A 25,315-nucleotide genomic window follows, 5' to 3' on the forward strand; every position below is an offset into this window, starting at 1 on the left:
CGCTTCCGAGGGGTCCGCGAGCCCGCCGCCGTGCGGTGCCGCCCGCCGGGTGGACGTCCCCCGCCCTGGTGCGGACGTGCCCCGCCGCGGTCACCGGTTACGGTCGAGAGGTGCACGACACGCCCGACACCACCCCCGCCGCCGCCCCCCGAGGCTGCCCCGCCGCCCCGGCGCCGCCGCCCGCGCCCCCGCTCTTCACCTGGGAGTTCGCCGCCGATCCGTACCCCGCGTACGCCTGGCTGCGCGAGCACGCACCGGTCCACAAGACCGCCCTGCCCAGCGGCGTCGAGGCATGGCTGGTGACCCGCTACGGCGACGCGCGGCAGGCGCTGGCCGACGCCCGGCTCTCCAAGAATCCGCTGCACCACGCCGAGGGCGCCCGCGGTAAGAGCAAGACCGGCATTCCGGGCGAGCGCAGCGCCAACCTGATGACGCATCTGCTCAACATCGACCCGCCGGACCACACCCGGCTGCGCCGCCTGGTGTCGAAGGCGTTCACCCCGCGCCGGGTCGCCGCCTTCGCGCCGCGCGTCCAGGAGCTGACCGACGGCCTGATCGACGGTTTCGCGGCGCGGGGCGAGGTGGACCTCATCCACGAGTTCGCGTTCCCGCTGCCCATCTACGCGATCTGCGATCTGCTCGGCGTCCCGCGCGAGGACCAGGACGACTTCCGGGACTGGGCCGGGATGATGATCCGGCACGGCGGCGGGCCGCGCGGCGGGGTCGCCCGTTCCGTGAAGAAGATACGGACGTACCTGGCCGAGCTGATCCACCGCAAGCGCGCGGACCTCGGCGACGACCTGATCTCCGGGCTGATACGGGCGAGCGACCACGGTGAGCACCTGACCGAGGACGAGGCCGCGGCCATGTGCTTCGTGCTGCTGTTCGCGGGTTTCGAGACCACCGTCAACCTGATAGGCAACAGCCTCCACACGCTGCTCCGCCGGCCCGACCAGCGAGAACTGCTCCAGAAGTCGCTGGCGGCCGGCGACACCGGTCTGCTCACCACCGGAATCGAGGAGCTGCTGCGCTACGACGGTGCCGTGGAGCTGGCGACCTGGCGGTACGCGACCGAACCCGTGGAGATCGGCGGGCGGACCATTCCGGCGGGCGACCCCGTTCTCGTCGTCCTCGCGGCCGCCGATCGCGACCCCGCCCGGTTCACCGGCCCCGACACCCTCGACCTCGCCCGGCGTGACAATCCGCACCTCGGCTACGGGCACGGCATCCACTACTGCCTGGGCGCGCCGCTGGCCCGGCTCGAAGGGCAGACCGCCCTCGCGACCCTGCTGACCCGGCTGCCGGACATCCGGCTCGCCGCGGACCCGGACGACCTGCGGTGGCGGGGCGGCCTCATCATGCGCGGGCTGCGGACCCTGCCGGTGGCGTTCACCCCGGAGGCGGCCGAGGGAGCGCGCTCCGCGACGGAGCCGACCCGGCCGTAGCGGGAAGACATATGACGGCCCGTCAGTGATGTGACCTTCGCGTGATCCCCGCTACCGGGGCTATTCGCAGTGCACCGGGCTTTAGTCCGGTGGTGAAGCGATTCTGAGAAGTGCTCTGACCCGCGGGTCGGAGTGGGTGGTTCTGCTGCTCGATGTACTGGCGGACGATCGACAGCGGGGCGCCGCCCGCCGGCCCGGCGAAGTGCGAGCCGGACCACAGACTCTGTGCCCGCCAGTAATGCCGGACCAGTTCCGGGTATTCCTGGCGGAGCCTGCGAGAGGACACGCCCTTGAGGCTGTTGACCAGCTTGGACAGGGTCACCTTCGGCGTGAAGTTCGCCAGCAGATGCACGTGGTTGTTCTCGCCGTTGAACTCCACCAGCTCGCACTCAAAATCCTCGCACGCGGCGCGCGTCCTTGAAGTCCTTGTGCCGGTACTTCGTCACGAAAACCAAATGGGCATGGAGGACGAAAACACGGTATCTGCCAGTGCAGATGTTCTGATACTCGGCCATAAGCCAACTTGGTACGGTGCTGATCATGCAGCTCAGGTACAGCTTCCGCGTGTACCCGAACGGTCCTCAGCGTTCCGCGCTGGCGCGGGCGTTCGGGTGCTCGCGGGTGGTCTACAACGATGCGCTTCGCGCTCGTGAGACCGCCCGTGCGGAGGGTGCGCCGTTCCCGAAGACCGGGGACCTGTCGAAGCTGCTGATCACCGACGCGAAGAAGACCGACGAGCGTGGTTGGCTCGGTGAGGTATCGGCTGTGGTATTGCAACAGTCTCTGCGGGATCTGGATACCGCATACCGGAACTTCTTCGACGGGCTCAAGGGCAAGCGACCGCTCATGGGCGCACCACGGTTCAAGAGCCGCAAGGACAACCGGCAGGCCGTCAGGTTCACCGCGAACGCACGGTGGAAGATCACCACGGGCGGGCGTCTGTCGTTGCCGAAGATCGGCGATGTGCGGGTCAAGTGGTCCCGCGCCCTTCCCTCCGTGCCGTCCACGGTCACCGTGGTCAAGGACGCCGCCAACAGGTATTTCGCGAGCTTCGTCGTGGAGACCGACCCTGACGAGGCCCTGCCCGAGACGGATGCCCAGGTTGGTATCGACCTGGGCCTGTCGCACTTCGCGATCCTCTCGGACGGAACGAAGATCGACGCTCCTCGTTTCCTGCGCCGCGCCGAGAAGAAGCTCAAGAAGGAACAGCGACGCCTGTCCCGCAAAACCAAGGGCAGCAACAACAGGACCAAGGCCCGGCTGAAGGTCGCCCGCGCTCACGCACGGGTGGCCGACGCACGGCGGGAGTTCCACCACCAGCTCTCAACGACGATCATCCGTGAGAACCAAGCGGTTGCCGTTGAGGACCTGGCGGTCAAGGGGCTTGCCCGTACGCGCCTGGCCAAGTCCGTCCACGACGCCGGATGGTCGGCGTTCGTAGGGATGCTCGAGTACAAGGCCGCACGGTACGGGCGCACCTTCGTACGCATCGGCCGGTTCGAGCCAACCTCTCAAGTCTGCTCGCAATGCGGCGTCAAGGACGGCCCCAAGCCCCTGCACATCCGCGTCTGGGTGTGCAGGGCATGCGGAGCCGTCCTCGACCGGGACATCAACGCGGCGGTCAACGTCGCCAAGGCCGCCGGACTGGCGGTGTCAGCCTGTGGAGCGCGGATAAGACCGGTGCTCGTACCGGCTCAGCGCGGTGAAGCAGGAACCCACCGAGACGGTCAAACGACCGTGGCAGGAATCCCCGCCCTTTAGGGCGGGGAGCGGAAGTCAAACCGACTTGTGACGGCCCGTGACCCCGGCTACCTTTCACCGATCGACCGCACCACCCGATCGGCCGAAGCGACGAACCGGTGAATTGCCGTACCGGCAGTCGACCGCCGCGGCCGGCCGGACAACTCCACCGTCGCTCGAAAGGCAACCGCATGCGCTCCGGGAACGGCCGACACCGTCGCCCCCGTCAGGCACCGGCCATCTTTGTCACGGCGGGGGTGACCGGCGCGGGGATCGCGCTGCCCCTGTTCGCCGCGAGCGGCGCGCACGCCGCCGACACCGCTACCTGGGACCGCGTCGCGCAGTGCGCGAGCGGCGGGGTGTGGAGCGCCGTGGGCAGCAGCCACTACGGCGGCCTCGGGCTGACCCAGGACCTGTGGGAGGAGTACGGCGGCACGGCGTACGCCTCCAGCCCCGACCTCGCCAGCCGCGCCCAGCAGATAGCGGTGGCCGAGACGATCCTGGACGCCCGCGGGCCGGGCGTCTGGTCGCACTGTGCCGCGGAGGCCGGACTGAAGAAGGACGGCCGCGCGCCGGGCGTCGACCCGGGCAGCGCGAGCCCGTCACGGCCCGCACCGTCGGGTACGTCGGACTCTTCCGGTAAATCCGGTAAATCCGGAAAGTCTGAAACATCTGGTTCAACCGGTTCGTCGGATACTGCGGGTTCTTCGGGGTCTGCGGGTTCTCCGGGCTCCTCCGGTGGATCCGCCGGAGGTTCCTCCCACGGGCCTTCCAGTGGCACTTCCGACACGTCGCCCTCGTCGTCGTCGTCGGCCCCCGGTGCGCCGGACTCCGCCGGCCCGTCGGACGCCCCGAAGGCGCCGAAGCCCACCGGTTCGGCGAAGCCGGGCGGACCGTCCCACTCCACCGGCCCGTCGGGCGGCGGGGGTGCGGAGGAGGCCGGTGCGCCGTCGTCCGGGACGACCGGTACGGGCAAGCACCGCGGCGGTACGGGCGATGCCGGGGCGGAACTGGGTACGGGCGTCGCGGGGGAGGTGGATGACGGCGGCAGGTCGGCCGGGCGGCATGCCTCGCGCGGTGGTGACGCGCACCGTGCGGCCCCGGTGGCCGGCGACTACACCGTGCGCCCGGGTGACAGCCTGTCAGCCATCGCCGAGCACCAGGAGCTGCCCGGCGGATGGCCCGCCCTCTACGACCGCAATGAGCACGTCATCGGCGCCGACGCGGACCTCATCCAGCCCGGCCAGCACCTCGATCTCGGGCATGGAGCAGGTAGTTAGGGCGACTTTGCCCCTTTTGGCGAAAGTGAGACATGGCTCTCGTTTCGAGGCGCGGCGTCTGACTCGGCCACAGATTCCATACCGGGCCCCACCTGCGAGAACGTAAGCAAGTCGTGATCAAAAATGGTCAACTTGGCTCAGAAGGTGGGGTTTGATCCATCCGGGGTTTCCTGATTACGGTCAGGACCGCTCGCCAAAGCGGGCTCTTCGATCACACGCCGAATCCTGCCGGTGGCCGAAGGACAGTCGACGCGCAAGCGCCGAAGGCAGGAGCGGGGGAACCAAGGTAAGCGCCGGCCCCGCCCGTGAAAGCGGGTCAACCGGCTTGGGGTGAAGCCATGTGTGAAGCACACACGGCCGGGCAACTCACATGGCCCGAACCCGACAGCTCACCTCGTAGGCGTCGGTGAGGAAACGATCGAATGCTGAACAAGGCCAAGCACCGTCGCCCGTCCAAGGCCGTCCGCGTCGCCACGCTCGCCGGCGTCGCCGGTGCCGCGGTGGCCGTCCCGATGATGGGCGCCACCTCCGCCTCGGCCGCCTCGGTCGCCACCTGGGAGAAGGTCGCCCAGTGCGAGTCGAGCGGCAACTGGTCGATCAACACCGGTAACGGCTACTACGGTGGCCTCCAGTTCTCGAACTCCAGCTGGGCCGCCGCGGGTGGCACCAAGTACGCCCCGCGCGCCGACCTGGCCACCAAGAGCCAGCAGATCGCCGTCGCCGAGAAGCTGCTCGCCATGCAGGGCCCGGGTGCCTGGGGCTGCGCCGGCGCCGGCAACCTGCGCTCCGGTGGCGCGGCCGCCAACGTCGACACCTCCAGCAACACCCAGCACAAGCAGTACAAGAGCAAGAAGCAGAGCACCACCAAGTCCGAGACCCGCAAGCAGTCGCAGGGCACGGCGAAGAGCACCCCCGCCCCGCAGCAGCAGCGGACCTGGACGGCCCCGAAGACGTCCAACAGCACCGGTAACTACACCGTGAAGTCGGGCGACACCCTGGCCAAGATCGCCAAGGCGCACGGCACCAACTGGAAGTCCGTCTACGCCGCGAACAAGTCGGTCATCGGCGGCAACCCGAACCTGATCTTCCCGGGCCAGCAGCTCAGCATCTGAGCCGTTCCCCGCACCGGGAACTCCGAGGACCCCACCGGCTCGTGATGACCGCGGCGGTCCGTGCGTACGGCGGTACGCACGAGCCGCCCGTCCGGGAGTCCCTGGGACCACCCTTCCGCGAGACCGCCCCGTCCGGCGCGCCATCCCCCCCCACGCGCCGCGGCGGGGCTTCGCCGTACCCGGGGGCCGTCCGCCCGGCCCGCTCCCGTCCCCGCCGCCGGGCCGCCCCTTGGGCCCGCGCCGACCTCGGCATCTCCCGGCTTTTCCCCGCTCAGCGAACATTGCGCCCATACGTCCTGTGAACTGGGCCTTTGGGCCTCTTTTCGCGGGTTTTCGTCCCACTGAGCGGGCCGACGGCGAGTGAAGGCGCCGGAGGCCGTTAGGCTCGTGCCGGAGAACTCCAGACACTCATGAAGGAGACAACGTGCCGTCCATCGACGTCGTCGTAGCCCGCGAAATTCTCGACTCGCGAGGTAATCCCACGGTCGAGGTCGAGGTCGGCCTCGACGACGGCAGCACGGGCCGGGCCGCCGTCCCGTCCGGCGCCTCGACCGGTGCCTTCGAGGCCATCGAGCTCCGCGACGGTGACCCGAACCGCTACCAGGGCAAGGGCGTGGAGAAGGCCGTACTGGCCGTCATCGAGCAGATCGGCCCGGAGCTCGTCGGCTACGACGCGACCGAGCAGCGGCTGATCGACCAGGCGATGTTCGACCTGGACGCCACCGACAACAAGGGCTCCCTCGGCGCCAACGCGATCCTCGGCGTCTCGCTCGCCGTCGCGCACGCCGCCTCCGAGGCCAGTGACCTCCCGCTGTTCCGCTACCTCGGTGGCCCGAACGCGCACGTCCTGCCCGTCCCGATGATGAACATCCTGAACGGCGGCTCGCACGCCGACTCCAATGTGGACATCCAGGAGTTCATGATCGCCCCGATCGGCGCGGAGTCCTTCTCCGAGGCGCTGCGCTGGGGCACCGAGGTCTACCACACCCTCAAGAAGGTCCTGAAGTCCCGCGGCCTGTCCACCGGCCTCGGTGACGAGGGCGGCTTCGCCCCGAACCTGGACTCCAACCGCGCCGCCCTGGACCTCATCCTTGAGGCCATCAAGGAAGCCGGTTACGCCCCCGGCCAGGACATCGCGCTCGCGCTGGACGTCGCCGCCTCCGAGTTCTACAAGGACGGCAAGTACCAGTTCGAGGGCAAGGAGCGCTCGGCCGCCGAGATGACGGAGTACTACGAGGGGCTCGTGGCGGACTACCCGCTCGTCTCCATCGAGGACCCGCTGTTCGAGGACGACTGGGCCGGCTGGCACGTCATCACCGAGAAGCTCGGCGCCAAGGTGCAGCTCGTCGGTGACGACCTGTTCGTCACCAACCCCGAGCGGCTGGCCCGTGGCATCGAGGAGAACTCCGCCAACGCGCTGCTGGTGAAGGTCAACCAGATCGGCTCGCTGACCGAGACCCTGGACGCCGTCGAGATGGCCCAGCGCAACGGCTTCAAGTGCATGATGTCGCACCGCTCCGGTGAGACCGAGGACGTCACCATCGCCGACCTCGCCGTCGCCACCAACTGCGGCCAGATCAAGACCGGCGCCCCGGCCCGCTCCGAGCGCGTCGCCAAGTACAACCAGCTGCTGCGCATCGAGGAGATCCTCGACGACGCCGCGGTCTACGCCGGCCGCTCCGCCTTCCCCCGGTTTCGCTCTGCGAACTGATTGGGTACTGCGCTCCGCGAACTGAATTAGTACAGCGCTCCGCGAACTGAAGCAGTACAGCGCTCCGCGAACTGATTGGGCACAGCGCTCCGCGAACCGAATCAGTACAGCGCGCCCCGCGAACCGAGTAGGCACGCGCCCCGCGAGCTGATCGGCTCAGCACGGCCGGAGCCAATTGAGGGAGCCGCGGCGCGGCACCTCGAAGCGTCCCCGGCGACGGTCCCGTACCGTTGCCGGGGACGGCTCTGTTTCCGGACGGTTCGGCACCTCGGCACGGAAGCGGACCGGCGCGTAGGTGTCAGGAAGCCGGCCGTCCCGAGGCCCGGCGATCCAGGGGAGGCGATGTGCCCGCGGACCGGTTCTCGACCGCGATCCGGCTCAAGGCGCTCGGTGAGCAGGCCGCGGCCCGCGTCCAGCGCGCCCGGCCGCCCCGCCGCAACCGCCTCACCGGCCGCGCCGCGCTGCTGGCCCTGGTGATGTGCTCGCTGGTCGTCGTCCTCGCCTACCCCATAAGGCAGTACATCTCGCAGCGCTCGGACATCACCGAACAGCGCCGCAAGGCCCAGGAGGCGGGCGAGGCGCTGGACCGGCTGCGGGACCAGAAGGCCCGCTGGCAGGACCCGGAGTACGTCCGGCAGCAGGCCCGCCGGCATCTGCACTACGTCATGCCGGGGGAGACCGGCTATATCGTCCAGGACGGTTCCCGCTCCGCCACGGCGCACAAGGGGCCGGAGGCGGCGCGGCGTCCCTGGTACGAGAATCTGTGGGAAGGCACCGACACCGCCGACAAGGGGTAGCCCGTACCGTCACCTGCGTACCGTGGCATGAGTACGGTCCCGACCGCAGCGCCCGTCCCACCCGCCCGAAACGCCCGCCGCCGCCCCACCGACCTCACCGAAAGCGCACATGGACACCCCCCCTCCCCAGACCGAGCCCACCGAGCCCACCGCCGCGGACATCGCCGCCTTCAAGGAGCAGCTCGGCCGCCCGCCGCGCGGACTGCGCGCCATCGCGCACCGCTGCCCCTGCGGGCAGCCGGATGTCGTCGAGACGGCGCCGCGCCTGGAGGACGGCACGCCCTTCCCCACGCTCTACTACCTCACCTGCCCGCGCGCGGCCTCCGCGATCGGCACGCTGGAGGCCAACGGCGTGATGAAGGAGATGACCGAGCGGCTGGCGAGCGACCCGGAGCTGGCCGCCGCCTACCGCGCGGCCCACGAGGACTACGTCCGGCGGCGGGACGCCATCGAGGTGCTCCAGGGCTTCCCGAGCGCGGGCGGGATGCCCGACCGGGTCAAGTGCCTGCACGTCCTGGTCGGTCACTCGCTCGCGGCCGGGCCGGGCGTCAACCCGCTCGGCGACGAGGCCCTCGCGATGCTGCCGGAGTGGTGGAAGAAGGGGCCGTGCGTGTCCCCCTGCCGGGACACCGCCGAAGGCCGGGACACACCGGAAGGCCAGGACACCCCCGAAGGAGACGTCAGGTGAAGCGGGTCGCCGCCATCGACTGCGGTACGAACTCCATCCGGCTGCTGGTCGCGGACGTCGATCCGGGTACCGGTGAGCTCCGGGAGCTGGACCGCCGGATGGAGATCGTCCGGCTGGGCCAGGGCGTGGACCGGACCGGTCGGCTGGCGCCCGAGGCGCTGGAGCGGACCTTCGCGGCCTGCCGGGAGTACGCCGCGGTGATCAAGGGCCTGGGCGCCGAGAAGATCCGCTTCGTGGCGACCTCCGCCTCCCGGGACGCGGAGAACCGCGCGGAGTTCGTCGACGGGGTCCTGGAGATCCTGGGCGTCGAGCCCGAGGTGATCACCGGTGGCCAGGAGGCGGAGTTCTCCTTCACCGGCGCCACCAAGGAACTGGCCGGCCGCACCGACCTGAAGCTGCCCTACCTGGTGGTGGACATCGGCGGCGGCTCGACCGAATTCGTGCTGGGCGGACGCTCCGTACGGGCCGCGCGCTCGGTGGACGTCGGCTGTGTACGGATGACCGAGCGGCATCTGCTGCGGGACGGCGAGATCAGCGACCCGCCGACGCCCGGCCAGATCACCGCCATCAAGGCCGATATCGGCGCGGCGCTGGACCAGGCCGAGGAGACGGTCCCGCTGAGCGAGGCCGCCACCCTGGTCGGTCTCGCCGGGTCCGTCACCACCGTCGCCGCCATCGCGCTGGGCCTCGGCCACTACGACTCCGCGGCCATCCACCACTCCCGGATCTCCCTGGCGAAGGTCCGGGAGATCACCGGCGACCTGCTGACCTCCACACACGCCGAGCGGGCCGCGAACCCGGTGATGCACCCGGGCCGGGTCGATGTGATCGCCGCCGGCGCGCTCGTCCTGCTGTCGATCATGGAACGGGTAGGCGCCGAGGAGGTCGTCGTCAGCGAGCACGACATTCTTGACGGGATCGCTTGGCACGCGGCACTGGACGAGGCGTGACCCACCGGCCGCCGAGGCCCGGAGCCTTCGGGCATCGGCGGCCGGCTTCTCAGATGTTGTGGTGGGCGTCGCGCCGATCGCCGGCCTTGACGACGAGGATGATGAGTTCGCCGCCCTCGGCCTGGTAGGCGATCCGGTGGTTGCCGACCCGGAGCCGGTCGAGCCCCGAGGGGCCGGTGAGCTTCTTGACGTCGGCGTCCTCGCGGTAGGGATCGTCGCCGAGCGCGGTCAGTGCGGCGAGGATGCGCATGGCGGCGGGCCGGTCGATGGCTCGCAGTTGTCGCTGGGCCGCGGTGGTGCACCGGAAGGCGTACTTCACGCCGCGTCTTCGGCGCGCTCGGCGAACAGGTCTGCCAGCAGCTCGGCCATGGTCACGGTCGGGCCGTCCTCGGCGAGGACGGCTTCCGCCTCCCGGGCCAGCAACACATCGGCCGCCTCTTCCAGCGCGTCGAAGTCCGCGATCGGAACCACGGCGGCCACCGGCACGCCGTTGCGCGTGATCACCGTAGGCGTGCCCTGCTCGGCACGGTTGATGTGGTCCGCCAGGTGCGCGCGGGCTTCCCGTACGGTCACGGTGCTCTCAGCCATGCAGGCAATGTACGCGCCGGCGTGTACACGTGGGAGCTGGCGCGTGACGCGAGTGGCGCCTCGGAGGCGATGGTGGACGGCATCGCCCACAAAGCGGCGGAGGAGTCGGCCGCCCCGGGCGCGGCGGCAGCGCGGGCTGATCGTAAAGAGCAGGACTGACCTGCGTCTCTGTAGTTCGTAGCAGTTCGTCCGGTGCGCCGTGGGGGCACGGTGGCCGGAATGCGGGACGAAGGGTAACGCCCCCGGTGTGACGGAGATTGCCGCCACGCCGGGGGCGTTTTGCGTGCGCGTGCGGGCGGTGGGGCCCGCGGCTGCCTAGCGCATGACAACGCGCGATTTCTCGGGCCGAAAGTCCCTTCATCTCGGGACCTTTGGCAGCTTGCGTGCCCGGTTTGCTCTGTAAAGATCTCGTTAGTGACTTCTAGTCATCTTTTGAGCAGTCAAAAGGCGACATCTAAAGGCAGTTGAGAGGGCAGCGCGGTCGTGGAGGCAATCGGGAGCCGAGCGCCCCGGAAGGGCACGGGCATCCTGCCGTCCGGTCCCGTCCGGCCCGGCTGCGCACGGTTACCCGGCCCCCACGGCCTCGCCGCGGTTCTTGCGACGACGGAGCGGACGATGGCATCGATACCCGACGACGAGCAGCACGAGGGTGAGTCGGCGCCCGCACCCGCCAAGCCGACGCGGCCGTACAACGTATGGCGCGGTGACGGCATCCCGATGGACAAGCTCTTCCGCGAGGGAGCGGCGCAGGGGTCAGCGGACGGCGGGGGAGCGGGGGCGCGGCGCGCCCCCGGGACGGAGGACCACACCGCGGAGCAGCCGCGGGTGCTCGTGCCGCTGCTGGACGTGGACACCGGGCTGCCCTTCCGGGACGAGTTCGACGACGAGACCCAGGTCCGGAGCGCGGTGGCCCAGCCGGCCGGGGTGGCGGCGCGGGGCGCCGGCCCGGCGGCCGCGGACGTCGCGGTGGCGGGCATCGCGGCCGCCAACGGACTGCTGGACACGGCGGAGCGGACCGGCCGCGGCGCACCCGGACCCGTGGACGGCGGCCGCGCCGAGGAACCGGCGCCGCGCACCGGACGGACGGGCGCGAAAGGGGGCACCGCGGAGCGGGCGCGGCGGGAGCCGTCCCGGCCCGCGAACCGGGACACCGGACGGCCGGCCGGAGGCGGCGGGGCAGCGGCGGGCGGCGGCGAAACGCGGACAACGGTCCGCCGGTCCCCGTCGGCGGACCCCGCCCTGACCGAGCGGCGCGGCCCCTCGCTGTCCGGCTGGCTCGCCATCGCCATCGGCCTGCTGGCGCTCGTGGGCGGTGCGGCGCTGCTGTGGCGGCGCGGCGTGATGCCCGAGCAGCTCGTGCGCGGTCTGGGCCTGCCCGTCATGGGACCGGGCCGGCTGCGCGGCTGGGAGTGGGGGCTGGTCGGCGGCGCGGCCGCGCTGGCGCTGCTCGCCTTCGGCGGGCTGACCCGCGGACGGGTCGGCAGCGCTTGGGTACTGAGCTTGTTCGGCCGCTACCGGGGCAGCGTGCGGCGCACCGGCCTGCTGTGGATCAGCCCGATGCTGCTGCGCCGCCGGGTGGACGTCCGGCTGCGGCACTGGCGCAGCGAGCCGATGCCGGCCGTGGACGCGGACGGTGCGCAGCTGCGCGCCGTCGTGATGGTCGTCTGGCGGGTCAAGGACACCGCGCGGGCGCTGCTCGCCGTCGAGGACCACGCCGACTACCTGCGCGAACAGGTGGAAGCCGCGATGGCGCGGGTGCTTTCGCAGGCCCCGGCGGACGCCTTCCACGAGCCCGTCCGCCCCGGTCCGGCCACCACCCCCACCCTGCGGGACGCGGAGGCGGTCGGTGACGCGCTGACCCGGATGCTCTCCGCCGACTGCCGGCCGGTCGGTATCGAGGTCTTCTCCGCGCAGCCCACCCGCATCGAGTACGCGCCTGAGGTGGCGGGCGCCATGCAGCGCCGCCAGATCGCGGCGATCGACGCCAAGCACCGGGACAGCGTGCTGACCTCGGTCGTCGACGCGGTGGACGACACCGTACGCAGGCTGACCACACGGGGACTCGTCGAACTCGACGACTACGAACGGAAGGCCCTGGTCAAGGACTTGACGGTGGCCTTCTATACGGCGCGCGGCAGCGCGACATCCGAAAGCTGAGCCAGCGCTCAGGGAAAGACAGGTCACGCATGCGGATACCGGAATTCACCGAGGAGGCGCCGACCGACTGCTCGTGCGGCTTCTGTACAGGGGCCCGGGTCGCCGACAAGTACGGCGGCCACCGGCCGCGGTGCACCGTACGCGGTGCCGTCGTCGCGGCGGTGGGCGCGGCGGTGCTGGTCGGTACGGGCGCGGGCACGGCGAGCGCGGAACCGGCGCCGAGCCACGCGGGCTGGGACGGCACGAAGTACTGGTTCAAGAACAGCGCCGGCGAATGGCGCTGGACCAGCTACAAGTCGAAGTACGACCGCTACACCGGCAACAGCAGCGCCTCCCGCCCCAGCTCGTCGGGGTCGTCGTCTTCGTCTGCCTCTTCTTCTTCGTCCTCCGGTCACAACACCTCACCGACCTTCCGCGGCCGGTCCGGCTGGGACGCCACCGACCGGGTGTACTGGTACCAGCGCAACGGCCAGTGGTGGTGGACCAGCCACCGGAACGTCTACGAGGCCCGGACCGGTAAGTCCGGCGCGACCGGTGGGGGCTCCGCCAGCTCGGGCAGCTCGGGCAGTTCCGCCGGCTCCGGCTCCAGCGGCAAGGGCACGCCGTCGCGGCACGGCACCGAGTCCGCCATCGGGTGGGCGATGAGCCAGCTCGGCAAGCCGTACTCCTGGGGCGGCAACGGGCCGAACTCCTACGACTGTTCCGGTCTGGTCCAGCAGGCGTACCGGCGGGCCGGCATCTCGGTGCCGCGGGTCGCCGACGCCCAGTACCGCGCCGGGACGCCGATCTCCCGCTCGCAGCTGCGCCGCGGCGACCTCGTCTTCTGGTCGTCCAGCGGCTCGTCCTACGGGATCCACCACGTCGCCATCTACCTCGGCAACGGCCAGTACCTGGAGGCACCGCGGCCGGGGAAGAACGTCCGGGTCTCGTCCTTCTCGTACTACAACCCCAACATGTACGCCCGCGTCGGCTAGGGGTTTTCACGGGGTCCACGCCGCTGCCGGGTCCGGGTGCGAAGCCGCTCCCGGGCCCGGCAGACGGCTTCCGGGAAGAAAGTTCGTGAAATCCTTCACATGAAAAAGGCGCCGGATGAGCGAAGAAACCAGCCTTCCGGCCCTCATTCGAAGGTCCTAGGTCCCGTCCGAGCGGGAAAAGTGTGGTTTCGGGCGTGTTAAGAGCGACCCTACCCGGCCAGTGGTCCAGTGGTCGGCGCACCCGCAATCCCTGATCAACGGGGGTCACCAACGCCTCGCGTGATCAGGTGGTTCCCCATAGGCGCTATGGCGTCGGTCACGGCGGCGGCGGAGTGTAGCAGATGCCTCTCCGATCCTTGTGAAGGGGCTCACGAGCGACCCTCCATGTGGGGGTGGATACTCGATTGCATGAGCACCACGGAGCGTCCCAGGATCCTCGTTGTAGGCGGTGGGTACGTTGGCCTGTACGCGGCGCGCCGCATCCTCAAGAAGATGCGGTACGGCGAGGCGACTGTCACGGTCGTCGACCCGCGCTCGTACATGACGTACCAGCCCTTCCTCCCTGAAGCTGCGGCCGGCAGCATCTCCCCCCGCCATGTCGTGGTACCGCTACGGCGCGTGCTCCCGAAGGCGGAGGTGCTCACCGGTCGGGTGACCACCATCGACCAGGACCGCAAGGTCGCCACGGTCGCCCCGCTGGTCGGTGACGCGTACGAGCTGCCCTTCGACTACCTGGTCATCGCGATGGGCGCGGTCTCCCGGACCTTCCCGATTCCCGGCCTGGCCGAGAACGGCATCGGCATGAAGGGCGTGGAAGAGGCCATCGGCCTGCGCAACCACGTCCTGGAGCAGCTGGACAAGGCCGACTCCACGACCGACGAGGACGTCCGCCGCAAGGCGCTGACCTTCGTCTTCGTGGGCGGCGGCTTCGCGGGCGCGGAGACCGTCGGCGAGGTCGAGGACATGGCCCGCGACGCCGCGAAGTACTACAACAACGTCAAGCGCGAAGACATGCGCTTCCTGCTGGTCGATGTCGCCGACAAGATCCTCCCCGAGGTTGGCCCGAAGCTCGGTGCCTACGGCAAGGAGCACCTTGAGGGCCGCGGCGTCGAGATCTACCTCAAGACCGGTATGGACTCCTGCGTCGACGGCCATGTCGTGCTCAACAACGGCCTTGAGGTCGACTCCAACACCATCGTGTGGACCGCGGGCGTCAAGCCGAACCCGGCGCTCTCCCGCTTCGGTCTGCCGCTGGGCCCGCGCGGCCACGTGGACACCGGCACCACCCTCCAGGTGCAGGGCACCGACTACATCTGGGCGGCCGGCGACAACGCGCAGGTGCCGGACCTGGTCGGCCGCAAGGCCGGCAACGAGAACGCCTGGTGCCCGCCGAACGCCCAGCACGCGCTGCGTCAGGCCAAGGTCCTCGGCGACAACGTGATCTCCGGGATGCGCGGCTTCCCGCAGAAGGACTACAGCCACGCCAACAAGGGCGCGGTCGCCGGTCTGGGCCTGCACAAGGGCGTCGCGATGATCGTCGTGGGCAAGTCCAAGATCAAGCTCAAGGGCCGGCTCGCCTGGTACATGCACCGCGCGTACCACGGTATGGCGATGCCGACGTTCAACCGCAAGATCCGGGTCTTCGCCGACTGGACCCTCGCCATGTTCCTCAAGCGCGAGGTCGTCTCGCTCGGCGCCATGGAGAACCCCCGCGAGGAGTTCTACGAGGCGGCCAAGCCGGCCCCCGCCCCGGCGGCCGCGGCCGGTTCCGGTGACAAGCCGAAGGCCAAGGCTTCCTGACTTTCCGGCCGTTATCCGCGGCCCGAAACTCCGGTCGGGTACTCCGACCAGCCCGAAGGGCGTCCGCCATCCGTGGGGCGGGCGCCCTTTGGCGTGTCCGCTCTGGCGCGCCACCGTGGGTTTGTTGTTCTCTTACGTGCGAACGGGACTATATCGGCGCCCAATTGGCGTTACGTGGTGGGTGAAACTTCTTTGCCCCACTCGTCAACACGGAGGTGTGCGACATGGCCGACGCCGCTGGACGGCTCACCAAGCTCGCTGAGGAGGTACTGGGAGCCCCGCTCCCGGTCCGTATCCGCGCCTGGGACCGCAGCGAGTCCGGCCCTCCGGGGGCACCCACTCTGGTGATCCGCAATCGCCGGGCGCTGCGCCGGCTGGTCTTCAAACCGGGCGAGCTGGGCCTGGCCCGCGCCTGGGTCGCCGGCGACATCGACGTCGAAGGCGACCTCTACGAAGCCCTCGACCTGCTCGCCGGACTGATCTGGGAGCGCGGCACCGCCGCCCCGAAGCCGCCGCGCGCCGCTGTGCTGCGCGCCCTGGCCCGGCCCGAGATCCGCGCCGCCGCCAAGGAACTGCTGTCCCTGGGCGGCCTCCCGATCCCGCCGGCGCCGCCCGCCGAGGAGGCCCGGCCCCGGCGCGGCCCGCTGCACACCCTGCTGCGCGACCGGGCGGCCATCAGCCACCACTACGACGTCGGCAACGACTTCTACGCGCTGGTGCTCGGCCCGTCGATGGTCTACTCCTGCGCGTACTGGGCGACCGGCGAAGGCGGCGACGCCACCCTGGAGGACGCCCAGCGCGACAAGCTCGACCTGATCTGCCGCAAGCTCGGCCTCCAGGAGGGCCAGCGGCTGCTGGACGTGGGCTGCGGCTGGGGCTCGATGGTGCTGCACGCCGCCCGCGAATACGGCGTACGGGCCGTCGGCATCACCCTCTCCGAGGAGCAGGCGGCCTACGCCCGTAAGCGCGTCGCCGAGGCCGGGCTCACCGACCGGATCGAGATCCGGGTCCAGGACTACCGAGAGATCCACGACGAGCCGTTCGACGCAATCTCCTCGATCGGCATGGCCGAGCACGTCGGCCGGGCCCGCTACGCCGAGTACGCCGCCGATCTCTACGCCCTGCTCAAGCCCGGCGGACGGCTGCTCAACCACCAGATCGCCCGCCGGCCGCTGGCGGACGAGGACGCCTACCAGGTCGACGAGTTCATCGACCGCTATGTCTTCCCCGACGGTGAGCTGGCGCCGGTCGGCCGGACCACGAGCGCGCTGGAGGACGCCGGTTTCGAGGTGCGCGACGTGGAGGCGATCCGGGAGCACTACGCGCTGACGCTGCGCCGTTGGGTCGCCAATCTGGAGCAGCACTGGCAGCAGGCGGTCCGGCTGACCTCGCGCGGACGGGCCCGGGTGTGGCGGCTCTACATGGCCGCGTCCGCGCTCTCCTTCGAGCGCAACCGGATAGGGGTCAACCAGGTCCTCGCGGTGCGCACCCCGCAGAGCGGTGCGGCCGGTCTGCCGCTGCGGGCGCGCGCCTGGCAGGGCTGAGGGCGGACCCGTACGGCGGAGGGCCCCGGGACCACGACACGTTCGTGGTCCCGGGGCCCTTTGGCGGTACGGGCGGGAGCGACGGGCGTACCGCGTCCGCCGCCCCCGGCCGGTTACTCGGCCTTGATCGACGCCAGCACGTTCAGCCGCGCCGCACGGCGGGCCGGCCACAGGGCGGCCAGCACCCCGACCACCGCGGCCAGCGCGAGGAAGAGGCCCATCCGGCCCCAGGGCAGGACCAGCTCGTACGTGGCGAGCGAACCGCTGACCAGCTCACCGGCGGCCCAGCCGAAGAACACGCCGAGGCCGATGCCCAGCACTCCGCCGAAGAGCGAGATCACCAGCGATTCCAGGCGCACCATGCGCTTGATCCCGCGCCGGTCCAGGCCGATCGCGCGCAGCATGCCGATCTCCTGCGAGCGTTCGAAGACCGACATCGCCAGGGTGTTGACGACACCGAGCACCGCGACGATCACGGCCATGGCCAGCAGACCGTAGAGCATGTTCAGCAGCGTGCTGAACATCTGGGCCAGACCGTCGGACACGTCCTTCTTGTCCTGGATGGCGATGGCCGGGTTCTTGCCGAGCGCCTTGGCCAGCGCGTCCTTGGTGGCGTCGGTGGCGCCGTCCGCCGTCTTGACCAGCACCTGGTTGTCGAAGCTGGTCTTCTGATGCGGCGCCAGGACGGTGTTGTCCACGATGATGCCGCTGAACATCTGGTTGCCCGTGTAGACACCCGAGACGGTCAGCTTGCCCTGCTTGCCGTCCTGGAAGGTCACCGGGAAGGTGGAGCCGGTCCGCCAGCCCTTCTCCTTGGCGGTGGTCTCGTCCACGACGGCCTTGTCGCCGCCCAGGCCGGTCAGGGAGCCCTGGGAGAAGTCGAGCTGGGTCAGCTTGCCGATGTCCTTGCCGTTGACGCCGGTCAGGGACTGCTGGTCGGTGCCGATACGGGACGGGGAGTAGCTCAGCGGGCTGGACGCGGTCACCTCGGGCAGGCCGCTCAGCGTCTTCGCCACCTCGGGGGAGAGCGGCGTCATGCTCGCCATCGAGACGACGTAGTCGGCCTTCAGCGCGGACGTCGCCATCTTGTCGATGCTCTTCTGCATGCTGCCCGCGATCACCGTCAGGCCGGTGATCAGGGTGAGCCCGATCATCAGCGCGGAGGCCGTGGCGGCCGTACGGCGCGGATTGCGGACCGCGTTCTGCCGGGCGAGGGTGCCGGAGATGCCGAACGCGCGCAGCACGGGGGCGGCGAGGGCGATCAGCGGGCGGGAGAGCAGCGGCGTCAGGATGAACACGCCGATCACCAGCAGTGCCGCGCCCAGCGCCATCGTCGCCTTGCCGTCGGCCATACCGGTGGCGACCAGCACGGCGGCGATACCGGCGCCGGCGAAGACCGCGCCGATGGTGTTGCGGACCACCAGCGACTTGGTGGTGGCGGTGGCGTGCACGCTGCTCATCGCGGCGACCGGCGGGATCCGCGCGGCGCGGCGGCCCGGCAGCCAGGCGGCCAGCACGGTCACGACGATGCCGACGCCCAGCGAGACGAGGACGGTGGTCGGGGAGACCACCAGCGGGCCGTCGGGGATCTTCGCGCCGGTGGCGTTCATCAGCGTGCGCATGCCGGCGCCGATGCCGATGCCGACGGCCAGCCCCGCGACCGCGGCGATGGCGCCGACGAAGAACGCCTCGGCCAGCACCGAGCGGGTGACCTGGCGGCGGCTGGCGCCGACCGCGCGCATCAGCGCCAGCTCCTTGGTGCGCTGGGCGACCAGCATGGTGAAGGTGTTGGCGATGATGAAGATGCCGACGAAGAGCGCGATACCGGCGAAGGCCAGCAGGGCGGTCGTCATGCTGTCCATGCTCCGGGCGATGCTGGTGGCCTGCTCGTCGGCGAGCTGCTTGCCGGTGGTGGCCTCGGCGCCGTCCTTGGGCAGCACCTTGTCGACCGCGGTCTTCAGCGCGTCCTGGGAGGTGCCCGGCGCGGCCCGGACATCGATCTCGCTGAACTCACCGGGCGCGGCGAACAGTTTCTGGGCACTCGCGGTGTCGAACAGCGCGAGGCTGCCGCCGGCCGCGACGGCGCCGTCGTCGGTGGTGAAGACGCCGGTCAGCTTGACCTCGCGGACCGGTCCGTCGACGGAGATCCGGACGGTGTCGCCGACCTTGTAGCCGGCCCGGTCCGCGGTGTGCGCGTCCAGCGCGAGCTGGCCGGTGCCGTGCGGGGCGACGCCGTCGCGCAGCGGGTAGCGGGCGTCCTTGCCGTCCTGGCCGGGGAAGTAGTTGCCGCCGCGGGTCGAGAAGCCGCCGCCGATCAGCTTGCCGTCCTTGTCGGCGATGGCGGTGAAGCCGGAGACGGTGCCGGTGGCGGAGGCGGCGCCGGGCACCCGGGCGGCCTGGTCGAGCAGCCGCTGGTCGAGCAGGGCGGCGGCGCCGGGGTTGCCGGAGGTCTTGTCCGACTTGTGCGGCTGGATGACGACGTCGACGTGGTCGTAGCCCTTTTGGGCGCTGTTCTTGAGGGCGTCGGAGAGGGTCGAGGTGAAGACGAGGGTGCCGGAGACGAAAGCCACGCCGAGCATCACGGCGAGCACGGTCATCAGCAGCCTGGCCTTGTGCGCGAGGACATTGCGCAAGGCGGTACGGAACATGAGTCAGTCAGTCCTGGAGGAGAGGTCCGAAGTGCGGGTGGCTGCTGCCGGTCAGCTCGTGCGTCCCTTGGCGTCGAAGCCCTTCATCCGCTCCAGCACCTGGTCGGCGGTCGGGTTGGGCATGTCGTCGACGATCCGGCCGTCGGCGAGGAAGATCACGCGGTCGGCGTAGGAGGCGGCGACCGGGTCGTGCGTCACCATCACCACGGTCTGGCCCAGCTCGCGCACGGAGTTGCGCAGGAAGCCGAGCACCTCGGCGCCGGAGCGGGAGTCGAGATTGCCGGTGGGCTCGTCGGCGAAGATGATCTCGGGCCGGGAGGCCAGTGCGCGGGCGACCGCGACGCGCTGCTGCTGGCCGCCGGAGAGCTGGCTGGGGCGGTGCTTGAGGCGGCCGGCCAGGCCGACGGTCTCCACGACGCGGTCCAGCCAGGCGCGGTCCGGCTTGCGGCCGGCGATGTCCATCGGCAGCGTGATGTTCTCCAGGGCGGTCAGCGTGGGCAGCAGGTTGAACGCCTGGAAGATGAAGCCGATCTTGTCGCGCCGCAGCTGGGTGAGCTTCTTGTCCTTCAGACCGGTCAGTTCGACCTCGCCTATCCGGGCCGAGCCGCCGGAGATCGAGTCCAGACCCGCCATGCAGTGCATCAGGGTGGACTTGCCGGACCCGGAGGGGCCCATGATCGCGGTGAATTCGGCCTGCCGGAAGTCGACGGAGACGGCGTCCAGGGCGACCACCTGGGTCTCACCCTGTCCGTAGACCTTGGAGAGATCCGTGGCGCGGGCGGCCACCGCGGTGGTGCGGGGGGCGGTGTAGACGCCGGAGGGGATGGTGGTCACGGGGGAGGACTCCTGTCGGACGAGGGATCAGCCGATCCGGGGTGGCCGCGCGGGCCGGGAAAAGGACTGTTCCCATCGTGGGTCAGGAAAGGCGGCACGGACGTCAGACCCTGTGCCCGTCCTGCGCTATCCCTGGGGCGTATCCGCATGCCGCGTGGTCATCCCTGGGGAGGAGAGGAACCCTGATGCCCGGACCGGCCGCGCGGGCCGCGGCGCAGGATCCGCGGGGAGCCCGGCGGGGATGCGGGGCGTACGGCGACTTTCCGTCAATTCGGGCACGTATTTCGTCCCGGGCGCCGCCGGGGAGGTGAGCGAAAGGCATGTGTCGGGGGCCTGCACCGGTCGCTGATGCACCCTCAGTTGCCAATAAAATAAGACAACCTCGGGATGCGCGGCCGAACCGCGTGGTGCGCTGCGGGCTACGCTCGTGCTGCCCTCATTGGGGTGGCCTGGGAGTCCCTGGCCCGGATGGTGGGATGCAGACACGGCGAGCTTAAACCTCGCTGGCCTACGGGCCGTGCCGGTTCAAGTCCGGCTCCGGGCACAGATCGATGGCAAACGTGCGCGTGAGTTCGGCGGAATCCCGAATTCCTGCCCGGTCGCGGGCATTGCGGGCATATGACGACCATTTTCTATTGAATCCCGCACCGGGGTGTGCCCCCGCGCCGCACGCCGGCCGGGCGCCGCGGGCGCGCGCCCCCCCGGACATACGCGGAGGGGCCCCGGCGAAAGCCGGGGCCCCTCCTCCTCACCGGACGGTGTCCGGTCAGCGGTCCACGAGCGCGAACAGACCCTCCCAGCGGCCGACGATCTCGTCGGTGGAGAACCGCTGGATGTTCTCGCGCGCCGCCTGCCCCATCGTGTCCCGGAGGTCCTTGTCGGACATCAGGGTGTCGAGATGGCGGGCGAGCTCGGCGATGTTGCCGGGCGGTGCCAGGAAGCCGTCCTCGCCGTCCGTGATGATCTCGTGGACACCCGGCGCGACATCGAAGGCCACACACGGCAGGCCGGAGGCCATGGCCTCCATGGGCGCCAGCGGGAAGCCCTCACCGCGCGAGCTCAGCACGAACACCGACCCCTCGCGCAGCGCCCCGGGGACATCGCCGGTACGGCCCATCCACTCGACGCTGCCGGTGATCCCCAGCTCGGCGGCCTGCTTGCGCAGCGCCGCCTCCTCCTCGCCGGAACCGTAGAGGCGCAACGTCCAGTCCGGGTGGCGCGGCGCGGTCTGCGCCCAGGCTTCCAGGAGCAGGTCGACGCCCTTCTCCTCGTGCAGCCGGCCGATGCTCACCACGCGCTTCTTGGACCGGTCGGACGGGACCTCGGGGAAGAACGGCAGCGGATTCGGCATGAATCCGACATTGTCCATCCGCTGGCGGATCCAGTGATCGGCATCCTCCCGGGTGAGCGTCAGCATCCGGTCGGTGTTCTTGTAGAACCTCTTGACACGCTGGAAGCGGGACGACTTGCGGCAGGTGGCGAACGACTCGTGGCTCATACCGATCACCGTCAGATCGGCGGTGTCGGCGAGCGCCACCCACTCCATCGCCCACACCTGGGTGACGATCAGCACGCCGCCCGGCCCGGCCGCGCGGAACAGCGCGCTGAGCTTCGCCGCCTGCTCGTGCATCCCGGCCTCCCGGGCGGCGCGGCGGCGCTGCTCGACGAGGTTGAGCTTGTCCTTCAGCCCGCGCACCGGCCGGACGCTCGGCGGATGCGCGGCGTAGAGCGTGGTGGTCCGGTACGGCAGGTCGTCGCCCAGTTCGTGCACCCGTCCCGCGGGCGCCGGCACCACACCGATGACGTGCACCCGGTGGCCCCGCTCACTGAACAGGCGCGCCATCTGGTGCGACCAACTGGTGATGCCGCCCATTTCGTTCAGGCTGTTGGAGACGAAGAAGATGTCCCGCGGCTCGGCGGCGTTCGGCTTGCTCATCAACGGCTCCACTGCGCGAAGAACTGATTGACGATGCTCTGCGCAGCGTCACCCCGGTCGAATTCACCGAACTTCGCGACGAATTCCTGGCGGGCCGTCGCGTATTCCAGGGCCTGGGTATCCAGAGACTTGACGGCCTCGCAGAAATCGTCTTCGGTGCGGACCACCGGACCGGGCGCATGCGCCAGCAGATCGAAGTACGTACCGCGGCCCTCGTGCACATATTCGTCGTAGTCGTAGGTGAAGAACACCAGCGGCCGGTCGAGAAGCGCGTAGTCGAACATCACCGAGGAGTAGTCCGTGACGAGGGCGTCGGCGAGTTCCAGCAGCGGCGTCACATCGTGGTGGGCCGATACGTCGATGACCCGGCCCTGCACGGTCGGCGGCAGGACGACGTGATTCAGGTAATGCGACCGTACGAGCAGGACATAGCGGTCACCGAATTCGTCGGCGAAGCGCTCCACGTCGAAGGGCAGCTCGAAACGGCCGTGCCGGCCGCCGGCCTTGCGGAAGGTCGGCGCGTACAGCAGCACGGTCTTGTCGTCCGGAATCCCCAGCTTGGCGGCGAGCGCCGAGCGCTCCCGGTGGCCGAGGGACTCTTCCTTCTGCCGGGCCCGGACCAGGGCGTCGTTGCGCGGGTAGCCCACCCGCAGCAGCGTCTTCTCCTGGAGCCGGAACGCCTTGGCCAGGGTCCGTACATCGTGCTCGGACCGGATCAGGAAGCGGTCGAAGCGGTCCAGGGAACGCTGCTGCTCCGCCTGCTGGCCGCGCGTCGTGGCCTTCAGCGACGGCTGGTCGAAGCCCATCTTCTTGAGGGCCGAGCCGTGCCAGGTCTGGATATAGGTCGTCTCCGGGCGCTTGGTCAGCTTGAGCGGGTAGCTCTGGTTGTCCACCCAGAACTCGGCCTGCGCGAGCGCTTTGAGGTACGGCAGTGACCACCGCTTCACGAGGGTGGCGTCCTTGGGGAACTCCTTCGGGGAGCCGCTGTAGGACCAGATCGCCTCGAAGTCCAGACCCTGACGGCGCATCTCCTCGTAGAGGGCGCGCGGGCTGTCGCTGTACTGCTTGCCCAGGTGGCTCTCGAAGACGACGGTGCGCTTCTTGACGGGCAGCCGGCTGAACACCTCGTGGTACAGCCGGAGCTTGTTGTCGCCGGAGGTGAGGGTCTTCCGCAGTGCCTTCGCCTTGCGGTAGCCGGTCTTGGCCAGCGCACCGGGCTTGCCCTGCACACCGCGGGTGATCAGTTCCTGGACGCGCTCGCTGTTGGGGTTCTCGCTCACCAGCCGGAACGCGAGATGGCCCTTGGCCGAGACGTGCGGCGCGAAGTGGTCGGCGACCATCCGGGTCAGCCGCGGCCGCACCTGCACCGGGTCACCGGACAGATCGGTGTCGGCGACCGTGAGCCGGGTGGTGGTGCGCACCCCGTCGACGTCCAGCGCCAGGCGGACGTCCCAGATGGTGTCGACGATGCCCAGCGGGCGCAGCCGCGCGGTGATGTCCGCCGCGGTCTCCCAGTGGACGGTGTCGCCCTCGTGCCGCAGCGTGCGGACCGGGAAGCGGAAGGACTGGAGGCTGCGCCGGCGGGCGCTGAACTCCAGCTCGCCCTTGAGCTTCGCACCGGGCGGGATGACCCCGAGCGGGTTGGTGATCCGGCCGGCCAGCGACAGCGTGGTGCCGGACTCGGCGAACGAGGTGAGCTGGTTGCGCAGGAAGAGCCGGTTGACCGGCTTCTCGTGGTAGCCGACCTCGGTGACGTCCAGCACGGAGCGGCCGAAGGCGTCGTCGAAGTGGCCGTCGCACCAGTAGATCCGGCCGTCGTGCTCCGCGAGCGGCGAGGAGACCTTGTCGCGGTTGATGAGGGTGTCGACCGCCGGGATCAGGTTGTCCCAGTCGCCCTGCTGGAGCAGGTACGCGCAGATGGCCTGGATCGGCTGGACCCGCTCGTACGCCTCGGGCGCGATGCTCGCGAGGTACTCGCGGGAGAGCTCGGCGAACTCGCGGCGGTACGCCTCGTCCCGGAAGGGCAGATCGCGCAGGTGCAGCACCAGGTCGTGCTTGAGGAACTTGACGTCCTTGGCGAGCTTCATCTCGGTCAGCCCGCGCTCTTCCAGCAGCGCGTCGATGCGCCGGTGGATCTCCAGCCGGTGCGTGTAGTTCGTCATCTCGTGCCGTCGGTTCGTCACCGACTTCACGGCGGACTTGGCGAAGACGTGCCAGAAGTACACCTGATTGGGGATCAGCGTGATGCGCTTCGCCGCGAGATACGCGTCGGCGATGAACATCAGGTCCTCGTAGAACATCCCCTTGGGAAAGCGGAGATCGTTCTCGATGAGGAATTCCCGGCGATAGCACTTGTTCGTCGACAGGGTGTCCCAGACGAACAGGTCCGGCAGCTCGGTGACGGACTCCAGGGTGCGGGTGGTGGAGTACAGCCAGGAGTACCACTCGTCGCGCTTCTGGTTGCGGGTGTCCTTGTGCAGCCGCACGCACAGCCCGGAAACGATGTCCGAACCGGTCTCCTCGGCGGCCTCCAGCATGTTCCGGCAGGCGTTGACCTCCAGGACGTCATCGCTGTCCAGGAACATCACGTACTGCCCCGTGGTGTGCTGGATACCGAGGTTGCGGGGCTCACCGCCGGCACCGCTGTTCTCCGGGAGCTGGAAGGCCCGTACCCGCCCGGAGTGCTCGGCGGCCAGGCGCTGCGCGACGTCGAAGGAACTGTCGGTGCTGCAATCGTCGACGATCACCACCTCGACGTCCCGGAGTGTCTGGTCCAGTACGGACCGGACAGCGGTCGGCAACCGGTCGGCGTCGTTGTAGACAATGACGACTACTGAGACGTCAGGCACAGGCACCTCAACCCTCTTCTCGCTGCTGGTATCCCGCCAGAATAGCCTTATCCCGCCCTGCGACCCGTGGATCATTCGCGCCCGGATCGCCACCCGTGGTGACGGAAGAGTGAGGTGGGGGCGGGGTGCCGGTGCGCGGTTCACGACCGCGGCGTCGGCCGCCGACGGCTCCGGCCGCCGGAGATGCGCCCGGCTGGGAGAGAGGACGGACCGGGCCGCGTTTCGGTTGCGTTCCGGACAACTGATGGGCCATTTGTGGGCT

At 70.0% G+C, this 25,315-nt stretch carries 18 protein-coding genes, 1 tRNA gene, 1 pseudogene and 1 riboswitch; of the genes and pseudogenes, 13 read left to right on the forward strand and 7 right to left on the reverse strand.

Going from position 1 to position 25,315, the window contains the following annotated elements; translation table 11 throughout:
- Window positions 1–110: 110 nt before the first annotated feature.
- Window positions 111–1,445 (forward strand): cytochrome P450, encoded by a 1,335-nt coding sequence (locus IH09_RS16710; protein ID WP_052857053.1) that lies wholly within the window; start codon window positions 111–113, stop codon window positions 1,443–1,445.
- A 133-nt stretch (window positions 1,446–1,578) separates the two neighbouring features.
- Here IH09_RS16710 and tnpA read toward each other — a convergent pair.
- Window positions 1,579–1,960: pseudogene (tnpA, locus tag IH09_RS16715) on the reverse strand (IS200/IS605 family transposase); the annotation flags it as partial.
- Between the two features lie 25 nt (window positions 1,961–1,985).
- Between tnpA and IH09_RS16720 the strand changes: the two are divergent.
- The 7 genes from IH09_RS16720 to IH09_RS16750 all read left to right on the forward strand — a co-directional run bounded on the left by IH09_RS16720 (window position 1,986) and on the right by IH09_RS16750 (window position 9,723).
- A complete protein-coding gene (locus IH09_RS16720; protein ID WP_052857142.1) occupies window positions 1,986–3,206 on the forward strand; it encodes an RNA-guided endonuclease InsQ/TnpB family protein in 1,221 nt (406 codons plus the stop codon).
- A gap of 236 nt (window positions 3,207–3,442) precedes the next feature.
- Window positions 3,443–4,465 (forward strand): LysM peptidoglycan-binding domain-containing protein, encoded by a 1,023-nt coding sequence (locus tag IH09_RS16725; RefSeq protein ID WP_318279475.1) that lies wholly within the window; start codon window positions 3,443–3,445, stop codon window positions 4,463–4,465.
- A 248-nt stretch (window positions 4,466–4,713) separates the two neighbouring features.
- A riboswitch (cyclic di-AMP (ydaO/yuaA leader) is annotated at window positions 4,714–4,883 on the forward strand.
- 4 nt (window positions 4,884–4,887) lie between these two features.
- Complete coding sequence (locus IH09_RS16730) at window positions 4,888–5,577, forward strand: LysM peptidoglycan-binding domain-containing protein (RefSeq protein WP_052857055.1); 690 nt, start codon at window positions 4,888–4,890, stop codon at window positions 5,575–5,577.
- Between the two features lie 424 nt (window positions 5,578–6,001).
- Window positions 6,002–7,288, forward strand: coding sequence for a phosphopyruvate hydratase (eno, locus tag IH09_RS16735; RefSeq protein ID WP_052857056.1), 1,287 nt, complete (start codon window positions 6,002–6,004; stop codon window positions 7,286–7,288).
- A gap of 344 nt (window positions 7,289–7,632) precedes the next feature.
- Window positions 7,633–8,085 (forward strand): FtsB family cell division protein, encoded by a 453-nt coding sequence (locus tag IH09_RS16740; protein ID WP_052857057.1) that lies wholly within the window; start codon window positions 7,633–7,635, stop codon window positions 8,083–8,085.
- A gap of 109 nt (window positions 8,086–8,194) precedes the next feature.
- The gene (locus IH09_RS16745) at window positions 8,195–8,773 is read left to right on the forward strand and encodes a DUF501 domain-containing protein (RefSeq protein WP_052857058.1); all 579 of its coding nucleotides are present in this window, start codon (window positions 8,195–8,197) and stop codon (window positions 8,771–8,773) included.
- The gene (locus tag IH09_RS16750; protein WP_052857059.1) at window positions 8,770–9,723 is read left to right on the forward strand and encodes a Ppx/GppA phosphatase family protein; all 954 of its coding nucleotides are present in this window, start codon (window positions 8,770–8,772) and stop codon (window positions 9,721–9,723) included. The genes IH09_RS16745 and IH09_RS16750 overlap by 4 nt, the downstream gene beginning before the upstream one ends.
- Window positions 9,724–9,772: 49 nt before the next feature.
- On the opposite strand, the gene IH09_RS16755 is transcribed toward IH09_RS16750, so the two are convergent.
- Together IH09_RS16755 and IH09_RS16760 are read right to left on the reverse strand one after the other, a co-directional pair.
- Window positions 9,773–10,042 (reverse strand): type II toxin-antitoxin system RelE/ParE family toxin, encoded by a 270-nt coding sequence (locus IH09_RS16755; RefSeq protein ID WP_052857060.1) that lies wholly within the window; start codon window positions 10,040–10,042, stop codon window positions 9,773–9,775.
- On the reverse strand, window positions 10,039–10,311 hold the full coding sequence (locus IH09_RS16760) for a type II toxin-antitoxin system Phd/YefM family antitoxin (protein ID WP_052857061.1): 273 nt from the start codon (window positions 10,309–10,311) through the stop codon (window positions 10,039–10,041). Before IH09_RS16760 ends, IH09_RS16755 begins: the two co-directional genes overlap by 4 nt.
- 615 nt (window positions 10,312–10,926) lie before the next feature.
- On the opposite strand from IH09_RS16760, the gene IH09_RS40665 reads away from it, so the two are divergent.
- From IH09_RS40665 to IH09_RS16780, 4 genes are all read left to right on the forward strand, one after another.
- Window positions 10,927–12,468 (forward strand): SPFH domain-containing protein, encoded by a 1,542-nt coding sequence (locus tag IH09_RS40665; protein ID WP_052857062.1) that lies wholly within the window; start codon window positions 10,927–10,929, stop codon window positions 12,466–12,468.
- A 29-nt stretch (window positions 12,469–12,497) separates the two neighbouring features.
- On the forward strand, window positions 12,498–13,442 hold the full coding sequence (locus IH09_RS16770; RefSeq protein WP_052857063.1) for a C40 family peptidase: 945 nt from the start codon (window positions 12,498–12,500) through the stop codon (window positions 13,440–13,442).
- 408 nt (window positions 13,443–13,850) lie between these two features.
- Entirely contained in the window at window positions 13,851–15,242 is a 1,392-nt protein-coding gene (locus IH09_RS16775; RefSeq protein ID WP_052857064.1) for an NAD(P)/FAD-dependent oxidoreductase, read from the forward strand.
- A gap of 224 nt (window positions 15,243–15,466) precedes the next feature.
- Window positions 15,467–16,786 (forward strand): SAM-dependent methyltransferase, encoded by a 1,320-nt coding sequence (locus IH09_RS16780; protein ID WP_052857065.1) that lies wholly within the window; start codon window positions 15,467–15,469, stop codon window positions 16,784–16,786.
- 113 nt (window positions 16,787–16,899) lie between these two features.
- On the opposite strand, the gene IH09_RS16785 is transcribed toward IH09_RS16780, so the two are convergent.
- Together IH09_RS16785 and IH09_RS16790 are read right to left on the reverse strand one after the other, a co-directional pair.
- On the reverse strand, window positions 16,900–19,434 hold the full coding sequence (locus IH09_RS16785) for an ABC transporter permease (protein ID WP_052857066.1): 2,535 nt from the start codon (window positions 19,432–19,434) through the stop codon (window positions 16,900–16,902).
- 51 nt (window positions 19,435–19,485) lie between these two features.
- Window positions 19,486–20,268 (reverse strand): ABC transporter ATP-binding protein, encoded by a 783-nt coding sequence (locus IH09_RS16790; protein ID WP_052857067.1) that lies wholly within the window; start codon window positions 20,266–20,268, stop codon window positions 19,486–19,488.
- A gap of 462 nt (window positions 20,269–20,730) precedes the next feature.
- On the opposite strand from IH09_RS16790, the gene IH09_RS39090 reads away from it, so the two are divergent.
- Window positions 20,731–20,812, forward strand: a tRNA-Leu gene (locus tag IH09_RS39090).
- A gap of 222 nt (window positions 20,813–21,034) precedes the next feature.
- On the opposite strand, the gene IH09_RS16795 is transcribed toward IH09_RS39090, so the two are convergent.
- Complete coding sequence (locus IH09_RS16795) at window positions 21,035–22,204, reverse strand: glycosyltransferase family 4 protein (RefSeq protein ID WP_052857068.1); 1,170 nt, start codon at window positions 22,202–22,204, stop codon at window positions 21,035–21,037.
- Window positions 22,204–25,053, reverse strand: a complete 2,850-nt coding sequence (locus tag IH09_RS16800; protein WP_190233322.1) for a CDP-glycerol glycerophosphotransferase family protein — start codon at window positions 25,051–25,053, stop codon at window positions 22,204–22,206. The genes IH09_RS16795 and IH09_RS16800 overlap by 1 nt, the downstream gene beginning before the upstream one ends.
- Window positions 25,054–25,315 lie beyond the last annotated feature (262 nt).

Source organism: Streptomyces celluloflavus, from assembly GCA_000720995.1.
Classification (GTDB): domain Bacteria; phylum Actinomycetota; class Actinomycetes; order Streptomycetales; family Streptomycetaceae; genus Streptomyces; species Streptomyces celluloflavus.